The organism is Thermanaerosceptrum fracticalcis (genome assembly GCF_000746025.2).
Taxonomy (GTDB): Bacteria; Bacillota; Peptococcia; order DRI-13; family DRI-13; genus Thermanaerosceptrum; species Thermanaerosceptrum fracticalcis.
Genome location: NZ_CP045798.1, coordinates 3526804 through 3547352, shown reverse-complemented (window position 1 = coordinate 3547352; position 20549 = coordinate 3526804). Strand labels below are relative to the sequence as shown.

Annotated in this window: 19 protein-coding genes and 1 pseudogene; 4 read left to right on the top strand and 16 right to left on the bottom strand. The window is 47.1% G+C overall.

All coding sequences use genetic code 11. From position 1 onward, the window contains the following. Positions 1–70: 70 nt before the first annotated feature. Positions 71–1381, bottom strand: a complete 1311-nt coding sequence (locus tag BR63_RS17960) for an amidase (RefSeq protein ID WP_051965462.1) — start codon at positions 1379–1381, stop codon at positions 71–73. A gap of 184 nt (positions 1382–1565) precedes the next feature. Between BR63_RS17960 and BR63_RS17955 the strand changes: the two are divergent. Next, positions 1566–1743, top strand: a pseudogene (locus BR63_RS17955) (hydrolase); the annotation flags it as partial. Positions 1744–1803: 60 nt separating this feature from the next. On the opposite strand, the gene BR63_RS17950 reads toward BR63_RS17955, so the two are convergent. The 13 genes from BR63_RS17950 to BR63_RS17890 form a co-directional block, all read right to left on the bottom strand. Beyond that, positions 1804–2091 carry a ferredoxin family protein gene (locus BR63_RS17950; RefSeq protein ID WP_034420541.1) on the bottom strand — a complete coding sequence of 96 codons (288 nt, stop codon included), beginning with the start codon at positions 2089–2091 and terminating at the stop codon, positions 1804–1806. Further along, entirely contained in the window at positions 2088–3389 is a 1302-nt protein-coding gene (locus BR63_RS17945) for an FAD-dependent oxidoreductase (RefSeq protein WP_187142717.1), read from the bottom strand. The genes BR63_RS17950 and BR63_RS17945 overlap by 4 nt, the downstream gene beginning before the upstream one ends. 11 nt (positions 3390–3400) lie before the next feature. Further along, positions 3401–4336 (bottom strand): electron transfer flavoprotein subunit alpha/FixB family protein, encoded by a 936-nt coding sequence (locus BR63_RS17940; RefSeq protein WP_187142715.1) that lies wholly within the window; start codon positions 4334–4336, stop codon positions 3401–3403. Between the two features lie 15 nt (positions 4337–4351). After that, a complete protein-coding gene (locus tag BR63_RS17935; RefSeq protein ID WP_034423508.1) occupies positions 4352–5134 on the bottom strand; it encodes an electron transfer flavoprotein subunit beta/FixA family protein in 783 nt (260 codons plus the stop codon). Between the two features lie 66 nt (positions 5135–5200). Beyond that, the gene (locus tag BR63_RS17930) at positions 5201–6337 is read right to left on the bottom strand and encodes an acyl-CoA dehydrogenase (protein ID WP_034423510.1); all 1137 of its coding nucleotides are present in this window, start codon (positions 6335–6337) and stop codon (positions 5201–5203) included. Between the two features lie 44 nt (positions 6338–6381). Continuing rightward, complete coding sequence (locus tag BR63_RS17925) at positions 6382–7839, bottom strand: 4-hydroxyphenylacetate 3-hydroxylase family protein (protein WP_034423511.1); 1458 nt, start codon at positions 7837–7839, stop codon at positions 6382–6384. A gap of 68 nt (positions 7840–7907) precedes the next feature. After that, positions 7908–8492: an indolepyruvate oxidoreductase subunit beta gene (locus BR63_RS17920; protein ID WP_034423512.1), complete on the bottom strand. Its 585-nt coding sequence runs from the start codon at positions 8490–8492 to the stop codon at positions 7908–7910. Then, positions 8492–10309: a thiamine pyrophosphate-dependent enzyme gene (locus BR63_RS17915; RefSeq protein WP_034423513.1), complete on the bottom strand. Its 1818-nt coding sequence runs from the start codon at positions 10307–10309 to the stop codon at positions 8492–8494. The genes BR63_RS17920 and BR63_RS17915 overlap by 1 nt, the downstream gene beginning before the upstream one ends. 128 nt (positions 10310–10437) lie before the next feature. Then, positions 10438–11199, bottom strand: a complete 762-nt coding sequence (locus BR63_RS17910) for an IclR family transcriptional regulator (RefSeq protein WP_034423515.1) — start codon at positions 11197–11199, stop codon at positions 10438–10440. 558 nt (positions 11200–11757) lie between these two features. Continuing rightward, positions 11758–11904 carry a hypothetical protein gene (locus BR63_RS17905; protein WP_153802122.1) on the bottom strand — a complete coding sequence of 49 codons (147 nt, stop codon included), beginning with the start codon at positions 11902–11904 and terminating at the stop codon, positions 11758–11760. Positions 11905–11946: 42 nt separating this feature from the next. After that, complete coding sequence (locus BR63_RS17900) at positions 11947–13116, bottom strand: ABC transporter permease (RefSeq protein WP_034423517.1); 1170 nt, start codon at positions 13114–13116, stop codon at positions 11947–11949. A 1-nt stretch (position 13117) separates the two neighbouring features. Continuing rightward, positions 13118–13795 carry an ABC transporter ATP-binding protein gene (locus BR63_RS17895; RefSeq protein ID WP_034423520.1) on the bottom strand — a complete coding sequence of 226 codons (678 nt, stop codon included), beginning with the start codon at positions 13793–13795 and terminating at the stop codon, positions 13118–13120. A 10-nt stretch (positions 13796–13805) separates the two neighbouring features. Beyond that, positions 13806–15479 carry an HlyD family efflux transporter periplasmic adaptor subunit gene (locus BR63_RS17890; RefSeq protein WP_034423522.1) on the bottom strand — a complete coding sequence of 558 codons (1674 nt, stop codon included), beginning with the start codon at positions 15477–15479 and terminating at the stop codon, positions 13806–13808. 126 nt (positions 15480–15605) lie between these two features. On the opposite strand from BR63_RS17890, the gene BR63_RS17885 reads away from it, so the two are divergent. Together BR63_RS17885 and BR63_RS17880 are read left to right on the top strand one after the other, a co-directional pair. Next, positions 15606–16292 (top strand): response regulator transcription factor, encoded by a 687-nt coding sequence (locus BR63_RS17885; RefSeq protein WP_034423525.1) that lies wholly within the window; start codon positions 15606–15608, stop codon positions 16290–16292. Continuing rightward, complete coding sequence (locus BR63_RS17880) at positions 16282–17523, top strand: sensor histidine kinase (protein WP_034423527.1); 1242 nt, start codon at positions 16282–16284, stop codon at positions 17521–17523. Before BR63_RS17885 ends, BR63_RS17880 begins: the two co-directional genes overlap by 11 nt. Before the next feature lie 287 nt (positions 17524–17810). On the opposite strand, the gene BR63_RS17875 is transcribed toward BR63_RS17880, so the two are convergent. Beyond that, positions 17811–19013: an MFS transporter gene (locus BR63_RS17875; protein ID WP_034423528.1), complete on the bottom strand. Its 1203-nt coding sequence runs from the start codon at positions 19011–19013 to the stop codon at positions 17811–17813. A gap of 250 nt (positions 19014–19263) precedes the next feature. Between BR63_RS17875 and BR63_RS17870 the strand changes: the two genes are divergently transcribed. Next, complete coding sequence (locus BR63_RS17870; protein ID WP_034423530.1) at positions 19264–20082, top strand: RMD1 family protein; 819 nt, start codon at positions 19264–19266, stop codon at positions 20080–20082. Here BR63_RS17870 and BR63_RS17865 read toward each other — a convergent pair. Further along, the gene (locus tag BR63_RS17865; protein WP_034423533.1) at positions 20035–20508 is read right to left on the bottom strand and encodes a YaiI/YqxD family protein; all 474 of its coding nucleotides are present in this window, start codon (positions 20506–20508) and stop codon (positions 20035–20037) included. The genes BR63_RS17870 and BR63_RS17865 overlap by 48 nt on opposite strands. Positions 20509–20549: the final 41 nt, after the last annotated feature.

Genomic DNA, 20549 nt, shown 5'->3' with positions numbered 1-20549 from the left:
GCCAAAAAAGTTTATCGTTATTAGCCGGAGAATGTAATATTTAAAGGGTTGAGAAATCTCAACCCTTTTTTCATAACCTTCTTAGGACCATCTCCACTCCTTTTGCCCATTCTAATAACCGCTCATCGGCCATAAAAGGAGCGGTAAATTGTAAGCCAAGTGGTAAATTGCTCTCACTCATCCCTGCAGGCAATGTAATTGTGGGCATACCAGCATAAGTCCAGGGTAGATTCATAATGGGATCGCCCGTAGCACTAATACCCTGGGGGGCCGAACCAACGGCAGCAGGACTGAGCCAAAGGTCTATACCGTGTTCAGCCATTAATGCTTCTAATTCTTCCCGCAAAGCAAGTCGTCCGGCGCGGGCTCTCTTCAGTTCTTCTTCCTCAACTTCTTTACCGGTTAAAATAGCGTCCTTTGTTTGAGGGCGATAAAGGTCTTCATATCTGGCAAACCATTCCTCATGAATCTGGGCCAGTTCGGCAAAAGCCATCCGCCTGTGCAGCAGGTTGATCTCCTTAATATTTTCGAAAGCAGGTACCCTCTTAATCTCATAACCTCCCTTTACCAACATCTTCAATTGAGCCTCAAAAGCCTTAAGCCCCTCCTCACTGGCTTGAGCCAGATAAGAACCTTCCGGCACCCCCAGTACCGGCAATTTTGCAATCTCTTCCCCTGGAGCGGCAGGCTCCCAGTCGTAACACAAAATCGAAGCTGCCAGGTTCATCCCCTCTACATCCTGGGTAAAAAGACCCACATGGTCGAGGGAAGGCGAAAAGTAAATGAGCCCTTCACTGGGAATCCTGTCGTAGCTGGGCTTAAAACCCACTATGCCACAGAAAGCAGCGGGACGGATAACCGAGCCAATGGTCTGGGTACCCAGAGCCAGGGGACAAAAACCTGCAGCCACAGCGGCTGCCGAACCACTGCTGGATCCCCCCGGAGTGTGCTCCGGATTATAGGGGTTGCGGGTAGGTCCTGGCGCAAAGAAGGCGAACTCAGTGGTTACAGTTTTTCCCAGGATTAAAGCCCCGGCTTCCCGCAGTCTTTTAACACACTCTGCCTCCGGACCCTCAAACAGTTCCGGAGGGAGCTGGGCACCGGCCCTGGTAGGAAACCCTTTGGTACGGAAAATATCCTTAACGCCCACTAACACCCCGTAGAGGGGAGGCCTTTTATTGGAGTCGGGATACATGTTTTGCAAAGCTTCAGCCTCCTTTAAAAGGCGACTTCGCCGGTCGGGTTCGGGGATCAGGGCCTGAATATGGGGCTCAATGACTTCAATGCGGTCACAAATCTCGTTAACATACTTAAGAAGGTCAAGCTGTCCACTTCTTAATTCAGCCACAGTCCCGGGGAGAGAAGCAGGGGAAATATACATACAGAGTCCTCCTTGTTATCTTTAATAACTATATAATACAGTAATCTTATCCCTTTTACTTCTACACACAAGGTCGTCTTCCTCCCAAATACTAATTTATTCCTTTTACTAACGTCATTATGTGCGAACAAATATAATGCCAACCCCATTAACTGTATAAGGAAATTATGGAGTTATATCAACAACTGTGGCATCAGTTAAAAAGAAATGGAAACAAAAAGGATTTGCTGCCGGTGTCAATCGGGAAATAATTGAACAGGGAGCACAAATGTTAGGCATGGATTTAGATTATATAATTGAAGAAACAATAAACAGGGATGCAAAAAGTAGCGGAGGAAATCGGTTTAAAAGGAAATATATAAATTAAAAATAACCCATTGGGATTTAAGAATCCAATGGGTTATTTTCTTTCCCTATTCCACCTACCCATACCTGAACTGGACCCCAAAGGTTCCCCGGGGATAATTCCACTGGATGGCCCCTTGCTTTTGACAAACCACCCGACAGGTCCCACATTCCAGGCATCCCGCATAATCAAAGGTCATTTCTCCCGCTTCGTTTAAGTTGTATAAAAGGGCAGGACAGGCATAAAGACAGGGCTTTTCCGTACAGGTGCGGCAGATTTCTTTGTTTATAGTGATATGGGCTTCATCATCGTCCACATTGAATTTGTTGAAACCCAGGCGTTCTTCGATGGAGAGTTTCTTCATAGGGCCCTGACCCCCTTTATACCGTCTTTGACCAAATCAAAGATGGATATATTATTCTTCTTGAGTTCGCCCATGACCATGGGTAAAAGATGCTGGGCGGGAGTACCGTATACGGTAAACAGTTTGTAGAGGATGTTGTCGGCTAATTGCGGATAGGTGGTGAAGATCCGGGTGGTCTGTTCCATGAAGGCCGGGGCATTTTTGTAGGTCTCCAGGTCTTTCATAACAAAGCTGTTTTTAAGAAGTTCCTGGTAATGACTTAAGGATGTTTTGGAATAGTCTTCTTTTTCTTTGGCTTTGATGACGGTCTGAGCAGCAGCGATGCCGGAGTAGATGGCTAAATCCATGCCCCTGACCATGTAGCCGGTGTTTAAGACTAAACCTGCGGCATCACCGGCGATTAAAAGCCCGTCTGTATAGAGGGCAGGCAGCATATTTAGGCCGCCTTCGGGTACTAAATGGGCCGAGTATTCGACGACTTTACCCCCGGTTACGAGAGGAGCGATGTTGGGGTGGGTCTTGAATTCTTCGATTAAGTCAGCAATTTTTATTTTGCTTTTTCCTATAGCCCCGGAGGTAATGACGAGACCTATGGAGATGGTGTTTTTGTTGGTGTAGAGGAAACCGCCGCCCTGGATTCCTTGGGTGCACCGGCCCACAAAGAGCTGAGCAGCCCCTTCTTCTCCTGTGAGCTGGAAGCGGTCCTCTATTACTTGTCTTGGCAGTTCGATGACTTCTTTGACGCCTGTGGCCACGTGAATGTCTTTGAGTTCGCCCCTTAGGCCCGCTTTCTGGGCTAAAAGGGAGTTGACTCCGTCGGCGGCGATGACGACGTTGGCCAGCATTTGGTCTTCGCCGGCAATGACGCCAATGATTTTACCCTGGTCATCCCGTAAAAGGTCATCGACTCTGACGCCGGTGGCGATGACGGCCCCGGCTTCTTCGGCTTTAGTGGCCAGCCACTGGTCGAATTGGGCTCTTAGGACTGTAAAGGAGTGGTAGGGTTCCTGGTTGTAGCGCTGGCTCTTGTAGTCCAGGGAAACACTGCCGGAAGGCGTGATCATAGTGATGGTTTCTTTGACAACCCGTCTTTCGACGGGTGCTTCTTCCCAGAAGTTGGGGATTATTTTTTGCAGGGCGTGGGCGTAGAGCCTGCCTCCTGTCATGTTTTTGCTGCCGGCTTGCAGGCCTCTTTCGATGACGAGGACTTCGAGGCCGGCCCGGGCCAGGGTAAGGGCGGCGGCGCTGCCCGCCGGCCCTGCCCCCACGATGATACAGTCAAATCTTTCTTCGCTCATGTTTCATCCCCCTATTTGTTGAGGGCCTTCTTGCAGGCTTCTTCCAGGGCGGGTACGACCTGGTAGAGGTCACCGACGATGTAGTAGTCGGCATTCTGGAAGATGGGCGCATTTTCGTTTTTGTCTACGGCAAAGATGATTTTGGCATCACGGATGCCGGAGATGTGCTGGACTTGCCCGGAAATACCTAAGGAGAGGTAAAGGCCGGGTTTGATGTTTTGACCGGAGATGCCGATGTAACGGTCTTCAGGCAGCCAGTGGAGGTCTTCGGCTACAGGACGGCTGCAGCCTAGTTCTCCCTCTAAGACTTTGGCCAAGTCTTCGGCCAGTTTAAGGTCTTCCTGTTTGGCAAAACCGCGGCCTACACCCACAACGACGGCTGCATCAGCGATATTGACAGCATCTTTGGGCTTAGCGCGTTTTTCCACGACTTTTACCTTAGTACTGGGCTGGCCGGTAAAGGCTTTCACTTCTCCTGTTCTTTCCTCTTGGGCGGGAGCTTCATAGGTCTTGGGAGGAACGGTGACAATTACGGTTTCTTCCTGGGAGATCAAAGTACTGACGGCCAAGCCTCCGTAGACCATTCTTTCTATTTTTACGCCTTCGGCGGTAAATTCTATGTTTTTGCCGTCGGTGGCACAACCCACACCCAGGAGAGCAGCGATTTTAGCAGCCAGGTCTTTGCCTCTTCTGGTAGCTCCTATGAGAATGAGTCTTGGTTTGGCTGTTTTGAGGGCTTTGGCCAAAGACTCAGCATAGTTTTCTAAGGGCATCTCCCCATTTATGTAGTAACATTTGCTGGCACCACTTTTTACTGCCATTTGGGCCTGGGCTTCTGTCCCCGTGAGGACGGTGATAACTTCACCCGCTGTTCCCGAAAGGGTACGGGCTGCCCCTGTCAGTTCCAGGGCCAGTTCTTGTTGTTCGGCTATTACCCAGATGTTCATTGCTTTTCCTCCCTCCTAACCCACGACGCCTTCTTTGATTAGTGCAGCCGCTGCTTTTTCTGCCATTTCGTTTATGCTGTCACCGGTGATTCTCTGCTGTTTCCTGGCCATGACGTAAGCTAAGGTACTGGCTACCTTAAAACGGGGTTTGAGTTCTTCTGGCGTAAGTACCAGTTCCGGAAGTTTAATCTCCTTGACCGGTTTTTTGCTGGCGCCCAGGATCTGTTTAAGGCTGGGAATACGGGCCTTGTTAATGTCGGGCAGAACGGTGACGAGGACAGGATAAGCGGCCTCCACCACTTCGATGCCGTCTTCCAGTTTGCGCTCGGCCACTACTTTATCGGGTAAGACGGTAAGTTTGTTGACAAAGGTAATGGCGGGAATTCCTAAGAGAGCGGCCAACTGGGGGCCTACCTGCTGGTTGTACTGGTCGCTGGAACCTTCGCCGCAGATAATCATTTGATAATCAGGCACCTTGGCCACAGCTTTGGCCAGGACACGGGCGGTGATAAAGGCATCAGCATTGCCTAAAAGCTCATCATTCACATAGATAGCCTGGGCAGGCCCCCGGGAAAGAGCATCTTTTAAGGAAGCCCTGGCTTTTTCCGTACCGGCTGTCAGGGCTATAACCTCTCCTCCCTGAGCTTCACAGATTTTGACCGCTTCTTCAATGGCGTTACGGTCGTATTCGCTGATTTTGTAGTTGACCCGGTCGAATTGGAGCTCCCGGGTCTTTGCATCCACTTTGATGTCGGCTTCATCGATAACCCATTTGTAACAGGCAATTATGTTGGGCATATTCCTCTCCTCCGCAACTAAGTTTTCGGCCAGCCTGGGCTGACCGAAAACCTTTTTTTCTTTTGATTACCGTAAAATATTAGAGGCAATGACCATACGCTGCACTTCTGAAGTTCCTTCGTAGATTTCGGTAATCTTGGCATCCCGCAGATGGCGTTCCACGGGGTAGTTCGTGGTGTAACCGTGACCGCCATGGATCTGTACGGCTTTAATCGTTACCTGCATAGCGGTTTCGGAGGCATGTAATTTAGCCATGGAAGCTTCCTTAGTATGAGGCTGGTCACTACCCTTGAGGAAAGCGGCATGGTAGACCAGGTGACGGGCTGCCTGGATCTGGGTAGCCATGTCGGCCAGCATAAACTGGATGGCCTGGTTGGCGCTGATGGGTTTGCCGAACTGGTGCCTTTCCTTGGCATATTTCAAAGCCGCCTCATAAGCAGCCTGGGCAATACCTAAAGCCTGGGCGGCAACACCAATCCTGCCTCCGTCCAGGGTAGTCATGGCAATCTTAAAGCCTTCACCTTCTTTACCCAGGAGGTTTTCTTTGGGTACTTTGCAATCTTTGAAAATGATTTCGGCGGTTGCAGAACCGTGAATGCCCAACTTGTCTTCAAACTGGCCTACGGCAAAACCGGGAAAGTCCTTTTCCACGATAAAGGCGCTGATACCTTTGACACCTTTGCTCTTGTCTGTCATGGCAAAAACTATGTAAGTGCTGGCATAACCGCCGTTGGTAATAAAACACTTGGAACCGTTGAGAATATAGTAGTCCCCATCGAGTACGGCTACTGTCTGCTGACTGGCGGCATCAGTGCCGGCGTTAGGTTCGGTAAGGCAGAAGGCTCCTAATTTTTCGCCGGTAGCCAGGGGCTTAATATACTTTTCCTTTTGCTCGGGAGTACCGTACTTATAGATAGGCCAGATTCCCAAAGAAGTATGGGTAGCCAGGATAATACCTGTTGAAGCACAGGCTTTAGACAGTTCTTCTACAACCATAATGTAGCTGAGATAGTCCCCGGCAGCGCCGCCATATTCTTCGGGATAAGGAATGCCCATGAGGTTGAGTTCCGCCATTTGCGCCACAATGTCACTGGGGAATTCATGCTTCTTATCAATTTCTGCAGCTCTGGGGGCTACCACTGTCTCGGCAAATTCTTTGGCCATGTTCCTGATAAGGATTTGCTCTTCAGTAAAAGGATACATTAACTTCTTACCTCCTTAAAATTGATGACTATTTGTGGCTTAAACTATTTCTTTTCCAGGTCAGTCACTCCGGCCAAATCCTTGGCAAACTGTTTCTTCTCATCAAGGTTAGCCTGCCTGGCAATCATAACCCTCATGGCTTGCGGGGGACCGGCGCCATGCATGGATTCTGTCCGGTAAGCTACTGCGGCAGCGCCGATGGTAATGTTCTCTACCAGGCGGAGCATTCTCAGGCGGCATTCGGTGGCTAAACCGCTTATTCCCCGAAGGTATTTCTCTATATAATGGGCTGTCTCGGGATTACGGTAGTCATGCTCAGAGGGCAGGGTAACCATGAGACCGCCGGCAATATCTTCGGCAATCCGGGCAATTTCATAGGGGAATCTTGTTACATTCAGCTTACAGACGTTAGCCATCAATAAATCAATCAAGTATGTACCGGAGGCAGTAGGTTTGCCTTCTGTAGAGCAGGCCAGGCCGCACGCGTGAAGCGTTTCATTGAGGTGAATCATTTCCACAATTTTGTCTTTAATATGAGAGGCATTGGCCACACCCTGATAATCGGCAAGATTAGCCACCGCCCCGATGAGGACGTCACCTACCCCTACCTTGCAGCCGCCGTAACTCTGCCGGTGATATCCAGCGAAGCGTTCTACCAGCATACCGGCAAATTTATATTCCTTGTACATGAAGACCCGTTCCCAGGGAACAAAGACATTATCAAAAACGACCAGGCACTCTTGACCGCCGAAACGGGCATTCCCCACATCGATACTGCCGCCTTCCATCTTGCGGGTATCGGAAGCCTGGCGGCCCAGGATATAAGTGATACCTGGGGTATCAGTGGGCACGGCAAAAGATACGGCATAGTCTGCATCTTCCTGGCGCATAGCCATGGTAGGCATTACCAGGATTTCGTGAGAGTTCAAAGCCCCTGTTTGATGACATTTGGCCCCTCGCACAATGATGCCGTCAGCTTTTTTCTCTACGACATGAAGGAAAACATCGGGATCTTCCTGTTCACTGGGACGTTTGCCGCGGTCACCTTTGGGGTCAGTCATAGCGCCATCGCACATCAGGTCATTTTCCTGAAGGTGCAATAAGAACTTGTTGAATCTCTCATGGTAATTAGTACCCATAGCCTTGTCAATCTCAAAAGTAGTACTGCCCAGGGCATTGATGGCATCCATGCCTACACAGCGCTGAAAACAGGTACCTGTCTTTTGCCCTAGGAGACGCTGCATCTTCACTTTTTTTACGAGATCATCCGTACTCTGATGAAGATGGGTAAAGCGGTTAATGCGTTTCCCCGTGAGATGAGAAACAGCCGTCATCAGGTCCTGGTATTGGGGATCCTGGGCCAACTCATAAGTCATGGCTGCGGCATTAAGAGAAGGCCTGATCAGGGGATGTTCGGCAGGACAATCGATTTTCTTGCCCATGGCATAGGCGTTGAGCTTAAGCTTCTTAATACTGTCTATATACTCCTGCGCCGTTTTCACAAAATTCCTCCTTTTTTAAAATTCCGGCAAACCCTACTTTTTTATTTTTTCTTACAAAAATCTAAATCTTAGACTAGTTTTTGCCCAGCTGCAAATGCTGCCTTGTCATCTTCGTGGAATTTTTCGTTCACAAGGCTCAGCAGTTTGGCCAAAATCACCTCAGGTGTAAAGATATCCGTTACCTTACTGAAAGCTCCCAACATAATGACGTTAGTAAGTAAGGTAGACCCCAACTCTTTAGCCGCCTGGGTTGCGTTAACAAAATAGCCGTGGGGACATACCGCTTTCACCGCTGCTTCCAGTTCACTTAAGGGAGGATAAACATCGGCTCCCATGTTGCTGAGAACAGTCTGTACGGGTTCTTGGTTAATAATAAACTTGCCTTTACTGTTTAAGAGTTTGGCATTACGCATGGCTTCCAGGGGTTCAAAACCCAGCAGGATATCGGCCTGACCAACAGGAACCAGGGGAGCATAAATATCACTGTCGGAAATCCTCAGGTGGGATACTACAGAGCCTCCCCTTTGGGCCGCACCTTTCGTTTCAGTACTCAGTACGTTGTACCCCTTATCCATGGCACACTGGGCCAAAACTTCAGAGGCCAGAATGTTTCCTTGTCCGCCTACACCAGCAATTACAATATCAAGCTTCATTATTTCATTGCCCCCCTCGCACATACAGATACGCAGACTCCGCAACCATTACAACTATCCTGGTCGATCCTGGCCTTACCGTCAACGATGGTAATAGCAGGACAGCCAAAATCGGAAACACAAATCTTACAACCGTTACATACCTCATGGTCAACAGTTACTTTTCTCGCTTCAAAGGATACTCTGCCTTCCCGGGAGAACTTGAGGTAACACAACGCACGGGCTATGACAACTTTAACCCCTTCTTCTTTTACTACCTCAGCTAATAGCTTCTTAGTTTCTTCTACGTTATAGGGATTACATATATAGGTTTTGGCCCCCATAACTGCTGCTACAGAGGCAGGATCAATGGCCTGGAATTGTTCGCCTCTGACATTAGTTTCGCTGCCGGGGTGAGGTTGGAAACCGGTCATGGCAGTGGTAGAGTTATCGGCAATAATAACTGTGATATTAGCTTTATTGAAAATAGCGCTGGCCAAACCCGTTAAGCCATTATGGAAGAAGGTAGAGTCACCGATCATGGCTATAACTGGTTTCTCGTATCCACCTGCTTTTATCCCGTAAGCCATGGGGATAGAAGAACCCATACAGTAAATAGTAGACTGAAGGTTCATGGGTTGGAAACTTCCGGCATCGTGACAACCAATATCGCCTGTTACCACAGCGCCAGTCCTGCGTACAACCGACTTTAAGGCATAGAGTAAACCGCGGTGGCTGCAGCCTACACATTGGGTTCTAACACGGGCCGGAATATAAGTGCTCTGGGCTTCCTTAGGCATTGCTTTGTTGGCTTCCGCACTCTCAATAGCTTTCAGAATTAAACCTGTTGAGAGCTCTCCTTCTGCAGGTAAGAAGGTCTTCCTGCCTAAGATTTCCACTTGAATGCCTTTGTCATAACAGATTCCCTTGATGAGGTTTTCCACAACAGGCTCCAGTTCTTCGAATATAACAATCTTCTTATAATTAGAAACAAATTCTATAACCTTTTTCTCGGGTAAAGGAAGTGTGGTGAGTTTCAAAACAGGCAGCTTTTTATCCAAAATACTTTCCGCTTCCTTCAAATAGCTGTAGCCAATACCGCAGCCGACGTAACCCACTTCACCATCGGCTTTTTCAATGTGATTAAAGGGCAGGTTTTCCATAATCTCTTTCAGTTCATTTTGTTTTTGATTCAGCCAGCGGTGACGAATGATGGGGCGTAAAACTCCGCCATGTTCTTTTTCTACCACGGCAGACATTACAAAGCGGCTTCTGTCATTCTTAAACTCCACCGGTTTCTTTTGGTATGTAACATCTTCTTTTTCCACAATACCCCGGGCATGACAGATCCGCATCACGGGACGCAGGGCAAATACTAATTCCGTCTGTTCGGAAAGTTCGAAAGCTTTTTTGGTCATTTCTTTAGCTTCCTGGATAGAAGAAGGATCAAAAACGGGCAAATGGGCATAGTTGTGAATCAAGATACGTGTATCTTCTTCGTTCTGTGAGGAGTTTCCTCCCGGGTCGTCAGCTGAAATTAGCACCAAGCCGCCTCTAACACCCGTAAAGTTAACATGCATCAGAAAGTCAGTGACCACGTTGGTCCCATTATGCTTCATAACGGCCATAGCCCGTTGATTGCATAAGGATGCACCTGTTGCCACCTCAAAAGCATGTTTTTCGTTGGTTGACCATTCGGCGTAGATACCATGACTTAAACTGGCATCGATGATTTCGGAAGCAGGAGTTCCGGGGTAACCTGCCACCACGGAGACCCCAGCTTCTTTCGCCGCCAAAGCTATAGCCTCGTTCCCCATCACAAATTCCTTCGTAGACATGAGACAACTCCTTTCGTTTTGTAGATAAAACTTCTGTTTATTATAATGACTATATGGAAAGATACGTCTAAAAGACCGTATCTCCAAGACAAGGTTTATAAATTTTTTTCCACCAACCCGGGTTTTCTTTAACCGCCGATGCGCTTGGAAATAGCTTCACAGGCTGGAATAAGAATTTCCGTTAAGCCACTGATTTTTTCAGGAGTCATCCAGGTGGTTAAACCTGAGAGACTGACAGCCGCTACAGTCTTACCCGCGTGGTCAAAAATCGGCGCTGCAATACAGGTAATATCCTCCTCATTCTCCTGATTATCCAGAGCATAACCTTTGCGTCTTACCTGCAGCAGTTCATTGAGGAGTGTTTCTTTATCGGTTATGGTATGTTCAGTATTGGCAGCCAGCGGTATTCTTTCCAGAGCATCCACAATCTCGGGAAGACTTTTATAGGCTAAGAGAACCTTACCCAGGGCTGTGCAGTGCAGAGCCAATCTCTTCCCTTTCCAGGAATTAAGCCGGATAGGGCTTGGCGCATCCACTTTTTCAATATATACACCGGCATCTCCTTCCAGAACACCCAGATTACAGGTAAGTCCTGTTTTTTTTGCCAGGTCTTCCATAATGGGTAAAGCTTCTTTAACAAAGTCAACATGCCCCAGGGCCATGGTACCCAGCTCATACAGTTTTAGGCCAAGCTGGAAGCGCCCGGAGACATCTTTACGAATGTAGCCGCGGTTTTCCAGGGTTAAAAGAATACCGTAAGTAGTACTTTTAGCCAGGTCCAGGTCTTGATAAATCTGAGTCAACGAAGCCTGCTGGTTTTTACTGAGGTATTCCAGGATGTCCAGGGTCCTATCCACTGCGGGAACTTGATACGGGATTTTTTTCGTCATATTTCTCCTACTCCGTGTTTCATTTTCTACTTAAATTATATATCAAAGATGAATATTCGGGTAAGTACATTATATTGAACATTAGTGTATTATTTTAAACCCTTAAGTTTATTATAACGTAAATCTTCGTAGTTTCAATGCTTTATTCCGTTGTTGATAAAAAGATATTTACCTTACTCCAACCACTAAGTGTACCTAATCTAATCTACTTTTTGGAAAACTTAATTCCCATCAAATAAAAGAAGGCATCTCCGACACCAGTCAGAGACGCCTCTATTGGCATACTATACCCGATAAAAAAAGGATGGGAATCAGAGAAATTTTTATCCCGTAATCTAACTAATGCTGATGCCGGTGTTGAAAATCCGGTGTATGGGGATAAATATGTCTCATTGCTTCGTGAACATGCCGGTGAGAATGCTCCGCATTACTTTGGCCCGGGTGATAATGTGTATGGTGTCCATCATTGTGACAATGGCGATGTTCATGTTCCACGACTTCGTATAAATGTTCATGGTCATGTTCTTCCTTCAACAGCAAGTAAGCACCCAGAACCATTTACCGTTTATACTGGAGTTTGTATTTTCCACTGTTCTTAAGCCTGTAAGTTTTGTTACCGGCAAATCTGGGTGAATATTTCCAGATAACCGCGACCAGGATAACAACCAGAGTCGAAAAAATTACCCAGAAAGAGCTGTAGGTCATGAAACCCGCCTCCTTCAAAAGTTTATTGGTAACCCCGCAATTCTACTCATAACGCAAGGCCTCAATGGGATTTAGCCTGGCCGCTTTGTTGGCCGGGTAAACACCAAAAACAATTCCTACCAGGACAGCAAAGGAAAAAGCAATAACAATCACAGGCACTGAGAATTTTATAGCTATTGAGGTAAAGACAGAAATCAGCTTGGCAATACCTACTCCCAGGAAAATACCGATAACTCCTCCTACCGAACTGATGACCACTGCCTCTACCAGGAACTGGTAAAGGATGTGCCGTTTTTTAGCGCCAATGGCTTTACGGATGCCAATTTCCCTGGTCCGTTCGGTTACGGTCACCAGCATAATATTCATAATGCCGATTCCCCCAACCAGAAGGGCAATCCCTGCTATGCCCCCTAACATAATAGTGAGCATACTGGTTACCTGGTTAACGGTTTGCAGCATTTCCGTCTGGTTAAAGACGCTGAAATTATCAGGGTCTTTGTACTTGTCCGTGAGAAATTCAGTCAATTTGGCCACAACCTGGTCCACAGTCTCGGGATTTTCCGCCTGGACATAAACACGCCGGATACCCCGGGTACCTACAAAGCGTTCCGCCGAGGTTAAAGGAATGAGGACAGCATCGTCACTGGAGCCTCCAATGGTGCTTCCCTTGGTTTCCAGAACACCGATGACGCGGTAGTTAATACCTCTCAACTTAATATGTTCTCCCAGGGGATTAAACTCACCAAACAGTTCCTTAGCCACATTGGCTCCAATTACAGCCACCTTTTCCCGGAACTCCACATCGATGGCAGTAAGCTCCCGCCCCATGACCACATGGGTATTCCGTACCTCGTGATAGGAATGGTTGGTGCCCTCAATATTAACATCTTTCGTTTTATTGCCAAATTTGGCCTGAACCTGGGTGGAGATACTGGGGGCTACCTTACTTACCCCTTCATAAGCCTCCCACTTTAATACCTCTTCATAGCTCAGATAACCCGTATTTCCCCTACCTCTGATGGACACGGAAAGAAGGTTAGAGCCCATGCTCTGGATGCGTTCCGACACCTGCTGGGTTGATCCTTCAGCCAGGGCTACCAGGATGATGACAGCCGAGACACCAAGAATAACACCCAGCATGGTTAAAAAGGAACGGAGTTTGTTCCCCATGATGCCACTAATACCTAAACGTATAGCCTGCCAAAACTCCATCTCAACCCATCCTTTCGTCACTCACAATGGAGCCGTCCTGTATCCGGATGATTCTCCTGGCTTTTTCGGCTACCTGAGTATCATGGGTGATTAAGACAATGGTATGGCCCTGTTGGTTAAGCTCCCGGAGACTGGCCAGCACCTCTTTACCCGAGACGCTGTCCAGGTTACCTGTGGGCTCATCAGCCAGGATCAGGGGAGGATCACCGGCCAGAGCCCGGGCAATAGCCACCCTCTGCTGCTGCCCCCCCGAGAGTTCACTGGGTTTATGATGAAGACGATTCTCAAGTCCTACTTTGGTCAGGGCGCGTAAAGCCCTTTCCTGCCGCTCTTTAGCATTCATCCCGCGGTAGATCAAGGGAAGTTCCACATTTTCCACGGCCGATAGCTTATGAAGAAGGTTGAATCCCTGAAAGATAAAGCCGATTTTCAGATTACGGATATCAGCCAGTTCATCATCGGAAAGTTTACTGACTTTATGACCGTCCAGCCAGTATTCACCCTGGGTGGGTGTATCCAGACAGCCTATAAGGTTCATGAGCGTCGATTTTCCGGAACCAGACGGTCCTACAATGGCTACAAATTCACCTTCTTCCACGGTAAGGTTTATCTTGTTTAAGGCTATAACCTCTATGGCGCCGGTTTTATAGATTTTACTGATATTACTCATATTTAGCATAGAAACTCTCCTAGCGTTCCGGTGGACGTCCCCCGGCAGGAATAGGTACACCCATTCTGGGAACAGCTGCCCCTGAATTGTTTATAGGCCTTTTTATCTCAGGCAGTAATACTTCCTGTCCTGCCTCCAGGCCCCGGACAATTTCCACGAGATTTTCATTGTGCATTCCAATTTCTACAGGTACTGCATTTTCCGGCATCCCTCTTTGTCCTGTTGTGGCTCCATCCTGCTTTTTCCTGGAGGAATCTTTGAGGAGAACATACTTTTTGCCACGGAAGTCCTGTACTGCAGTAATAGGCAGGACAAGAGCATCCTCCTTTTCTGCTACCACAATTTCCACATCCGCGGTCATTCCCAGCAGTAAACCCTGCCAATTTTTAACTTCTACGGTTACCCAGTAAAAGGCTACACCGTTTTGGACAATACCTTCCTGGGCAATACGCACCACTTCACCTGTGAATTCTTTACCCTTTAGGGCATCGGCCGTAATCTTGGCTTTTTGGCCAATTTTTACTTTCATGATATCCAGCTCATCGACAGTAAATGATACTTGGACACTATCTTGACTTACGATTTTACCTAAGTTTTGATTAGTACTGATAGTGTCACCAACCTGGAGAAATGTATTTTTAGGACCTGTATTATCCACCACACCATGATAGATCCCTGTGAAAGGTGCGGTCAGTACAAGTTCCTGCAGTTTGATGGCACTGTCAGCCTGATTGAGTTCGGCCTCTTTAAGAGAAGCCAATTTGGCCTGATACTGGGCCTCCAGGCCAGGACTGTCCAGGGAAAAGAGCAGAGTATTCTCGGCCACAGTATCATTACCTTGAACATAGATGTCCTTAACTATACCATCGGCAGCAGCTTTCACCTCTAGAGCAGGGGCAGGCTTGAGAACACCCGAGATTTCCCGTTCCCCCTGGACGGTAGTAACGGTTGCCGTCACCAATGTGTCATTCTGTAATACAGACCCACTGTTCAATTTAACCGAAAAACTCACAAGATTCTTACCGTTATTGGTATAAGGAGAACCGCTACCCGTAATAGTACCGCTGAGAGTTTCACCATACTCTAGAAGGGTAATGAATACTTTGTTCCCTGGAAGAATAAGAGATGCAGCCTCACCAGCGGGTATATTGAGATTTGCCTTATCCGAATGAACAAGGGAAAGAATGGCCGTACCCTTGGTCACCCTGTCACCAGGGTTAACTTTGAGGGAAGTTACACGGGCAGGATAGGGAGCCCGGTAATTTAAGTCATCCATCTGTCGTTTAAGCTCATTTAAGTCCGCCTGTGCTTGACCGGCCTGCCCTAAAGATTTGGCAGCCTGAGCCTCAACCAGGGGGCTATCGAGCACCATCACCGCCTGGCCGGCTTCTACCAGATCACCTTCTTTAAAGAGAATTTCCTTTACTGTACTTTCGCCCGGCGCTTTAAAGACGTGTTCCCGTGCCGCAGCCACAGGGCCGCTGCCGTTTACCGTCACCCGAATAGACCCTTTCTCTACTTTCACTGAAGTCTGTGGTACCACACTGGTCACCTTAGTTTTGTTCCAGATCAGATAACCTGAAACGGTTACAATAAATAGAAAAATTAATACAACAGCCAGCTTGCCTTTTCTACTTAGGCTTCTCCAGAAATGGACGGGATTTGGTTTGAACTTGCTCCAGCCAATGACCATGTCATACCTCCTCGAACGGGACTATATTAATTTTCATATAGAAAGCTTAAAATTGCCTTAAAATTTGTCTTACTTTTTAATGTAATTTCAAGGCAAAAAGGCTAGGATTAAATTAGAGGTGATATGATGCGCATATTATTGATCGAAGATGAAGAACGGCTGGCCGAAGCACTGGCCTACCTTCTTAAGAAAAATAAATACGGCGTTGACACCGCCTCAGATGGAGAGATTGGTCAGGCTAAGGCGGAAACAGGAATATATAATCTCATTATCCTGGACCGCATGCTGCCCGGAAAAGATGGGATAGCCATTTTAAAGGAGTTGAGAGCTAAAGGCATGAAGACACCAGTGCTCCTCCTTACGGCCAAAGATTCCATAGAGGACAGGGTAGAAGGCTTAGATGCGGGAGCTGACGATTACCTGATAAAGCCCTTTGCCACGGAAGAACTCTTAGCCAGGGTCAGAGCTTTGAGCCGCAGACAAACGGAACTGCTGCGGGATGAAAAAATACGGCTATCTTCCCTTACCCTGGACACACTGCGCTCTGAAGTTACTATTGGTGCTGAAACCATTAAACTAACCAACAAGGAAGCACAGCTCCTGGAACTTTTTCTTCGTAACTATGGTCAAGTCATTACCAAAGAACAAATTTTTGACCGGGTTTGGGGTCTGGATACAGATGTAGAAATCAATAACCTGGAGACCTATATTCACTTTCTCCGCAAAAAGCTCAATTCCCCCCAATGTCCCGTCCGGATTGAGACAGTCAGAGGTATTGGTTACTGCCTTAAGGAGGATACCCATGTTCAATAATTTACGCATAAAACTCACGCTGATTAATGTCCTGGTAGTAGGCTTAATCCTTCTCGTTATGATGTCAGGCATCTATGTAGCCAATTCTAAAATTATACTCCGTCAATCGGAACAAATCATGCGGGTCATGGCCGCTGAAGCCGTCTCCGGTTCCAAAAGTCAACTTCCGGAAAGGCAAAGGCGTATTTTTAATTACTTTTTCGCCAAAGTGGATAAAAACGGTCAACTCATAGACACTTCTCCCAACCTGCCCATCACCCAGGAACAGTTGGCTTTACTTTTGGAAAAAGTCTCGCACTTATCACCCCATAAAGGCAAAGTATCTTTAAATAATATTGAATCTTACCGTTATCTTAAACATTCCCTCACGGATGCTGGGGAAACTGTCTACGTATTTGTTAATACCAGATCAGAAAAGGAAATCCTCAGAAACCTCCTGGCGGCCCTAATCGTATCGGGTCTGATAGGACTCGCCCTCACCTTTTTCGGCAGCCTTTTCCTGGCCGACAGGGCCTTAATCCCTATCAAAAAATCCTGGCAGCGGCAAAAGGACTTTATCGCCGACGCTTCCCACGAACTTCGTACCCCCCTGGCAGTGATCCAAACCAATCTGGAACTTGTGTTGGATAATCCCCGGGAAACTGTGGAAAGCCAGTTTAAATGGTTAGAAAACATTCAGATAGAGAGCAAAAGGATGACGAAACTGGTGGACGATCTTCTGTTTCTGGCCCGAGCGGACTTTCACGAGGAAATGCAAGACATGGCCTGTTTTCCCCTGGACCTGGCTGTAAAAGAGGCCCTGGCTCCTTTTGAACCGGTGGCAGTCAAAAAGGGCATCACATTAGAGTCATCCATTGTGCCTAATTTATCTATCTTAGGGAACGAAACCCGTCTCAAACAGTTGATTGTCATCCTCCTGGACAATGCCATCAAGTATACACCTGCCGGGGGCTCCATTGTCCTGGAACTTAAAGACAAAGGCTCTCATATTGAAATCTCCGTACAAGATTCAGGAGAAGGTATTGAAACAGTTCACCTGGAAAAAATCTTTGAACGTTTCTACCGCGTGGACAAAGCCAGGTCCAGGCAAAGCGGGGGAACAGGGCTAGGCCTGGCTATCGCCGAATGTATCGTCAAGGAACACCGCGGGACGATTAAAGTTTTCAGTACCCCGGGACAGGGTACCACTTTTCAGGTAAGCCTCCCTAAATCGAGTAGGAGGGGGCGATAAACCCCCGTCCCCTCACACTACCTAGCATGCAGTACACATTGCTATGCACCACACAAGACTCGGTACATGACTGTTGGTTAAACTTTATCATGGTAACCATTTCAGGTTACTTGTTACTCATGCGCTTTCAAGGCGCAACACGATGGACACCCTTGCCGTCAGCTAACGGTAGGCACTCGCCAGCCCCCGTTCGGGACTTTCACCCTAGAGATGACGCCCATGCTGGGCGTACAGGGAAAGACCTGACATGGTAATGTCAGGTCTTTCCCTTTTTATATAGCTGTACACTATTCCAGGCAGGAACAGGTTTCTACCCTTGATTTTAGCACATCCACAGCCTTATGGCGGATTTTCCACACGGCATAACCAGCCAGGACAAAAAGCACCGCGCTGCCATGAAAAGCGCTGGGCGTACCCAGATGTTCACCAAGGAATCCGCCCATCAAGGGCCCGAAAACAGCGCCAAAGGCCGTCAGTCCATTTAATGTACCGAAAACCCGTCCCCGCATCTCCTCTCCCGCACACTGGGTAATGAGCACATTGCCGCTGACGTTAACGGCGGCATTGGCAAAACCGAAAAGAAAACGCTGGACGCCTAACAGTAATACAGAGTAGGTTAAACCTTGAACCACACTCAACAATGCACAAAGCAATAACCCTCCCAGGAGAATTGTTACATAATTGGCTTTTTTAATTTTACACACAAGTGGTGAACCTATAGCCAGCGAAATACCAATTACAGAAAATATTATTCCTGTTATCAATTCCACATTTCCCCTGGTAAGTTCAGCTATGCGTATGGGTAAAATAGGCTGGATCATATAGGTAGCCCCTTGCAGCATGACCATACAAAAGAAATATACTTTCAGAGATCTATTAGCCATGATGCTTTTAAGGTCCTGCCAGAGGTTCACTTTTACGGCCTGCTTAATTATCCGTTCTTTCGTGCCAAATACAGCCAGGGCTGAAGCAATAAATAACAGGCCTGCCGAAATATAAAAGATCATCCTTAGCCCCAAATACTGAACCATGGCCCCTCCCATAAAGGGCCCCATAATACCCCCCAGGGCAATAAAGGTATTGAGAATACCCAAGGCATATCCCATATCCTCTTCCGGGGTATTCGTTGCGACAAACATAATGGCAGAAGGAATAAAACCGGAAAGGAGACCGTTCATGGCCCGAAAAATAAAAAGCTGCCAATGGTTAGCGGCTAAACCCATAAAGACATATGTTACAGCTATACCAAAACCCGAACGCATAAACATTACCCTTTTACCGTGAAGGTCCGCCAAAGAACCCCAAATCGGCGCCATGATGGCATAGGTTACAAAGTTAACGGAAATCATTATCCCTGACCAAAGGGATAGATTTTTTTCAAGGCCCAACTCTTCAAGAAACCTGGGTAAAAAAGGCATATTCAAGGTAAAGGACAGGTTAGCAATGAAGACGGCGATGGATAAAAACCAGAGATTTCTTCTCCACTGCACGATAAATCACCCGCTTCTTAAAACAATACGTTTATTATAACAAAATAATAAAAATTACCCTATTCTTATTTTCTATTAAATTGGGGAAAAAATAAAAGAGAAGATACTCCTTCTCTTTGATAATATCATTTACTTAAGTTATAGTTTTTTTTGCATCTGCTTAAGCACAAATAGGTTTATATTTCTCCTTCTTTTTCTGAACACTGCCGGCCAGTGTAATAATTTAATACATTTCAGAAGGAATGATTTTATGGAATCGGCTGTTTTTACCGCCGTTGTCTTAACCAACGAGATTAACCTTAACAAACTGGCAGTTCATTTTGGCATGCATAAAAAACTGCGCTGGGAAGACCCCCTTGTCCTCCAGGAAGATAACTTGCAGGGCATTCTCAGGGATTCCCACAATAAATATGTTTTTGTATTTTATTTCGGTACCGTTGTCTTTATCAATTTCTCTCACCATGAAATGATGGACGTTGTTATCTATCTAAAAAGAATAGATAAGAACATTCAGCAAATCTCCTCTTTCACTTTCCAGGATGATTTTAAGCTCTTAATAAGGCCCGATGACGAACCCTCCATTAATTATGAAGACATGGTGGCTCCGGCCTTTAAAGATTACTACCTGGAAATCGTATCCACTGTTTTAGCCAAATCCGTTGCCCTGGAAAAAATCGAACACGACATCGACGTTCTTTTTGATGATATCGAAGACATTGTGGATTATCTGGCCAAAGGCCGTTTTCAGATATCGGATAACCGGCTGGCCAAAACCTCAGCCACCATCTTGCGCTTTAAGTACAATACCATCTCCTACATTATGCTGTTGGATAAACCTGATATTACCTGGGTCAATGAGGAAGCGGGGAACCTTTTTGCCAAGCTTAGCAGTCTTTTCGAACTGGAGGAAAGGTATGAAACCTTACGCCATAAAACGGAAACGCTGATGGACATTACCGAAGTATTTACGGGTTTGACCCATGCCCAAAGAGGGACCAGACTAGAGTGGATGATCATTGGCCTAATCGCCTTTGAGATTGTTCTCTCTCTCCTGGACAAGTTTTTCTAAAGCTTTTCTAAACTTTTCGTCATCTGCTTTGGTACGGGCCGCAGGTCCCTTGGTACGCCCGCCCATTCTACGGTATTTGGCTTTAAGATGCCGTTCCTCCAGGAGAAACTCCATTCTTTCTTCGCGGAAGATATACCCATGAGGTGAAAGTGCATCTCCTCCCTTCCCCAAAACCAGGGCAGCCAATCCCCAGTCCTGGGTAACGACGATATCGCCCCTTTTTAGCAAGTTGAGAATGACGAGGTCAGCTGCCTGGGCCTCGTCACCTGCGACGATATGATGGTGTGCCCCCTCCACCCGGTGATGAAAAGATGCCACGGTCACAACCTCCCAACCGTATTTTTGTGCAATCTCACATGTAATCTCTCTCACCTTTTTAGGAGAGGCATCGGCGTCTACAATAATCCTCGGCTTACGCTCAGTCATACAGCAACCTCGCCACAAACATATTTACATTAAGTCTGCAT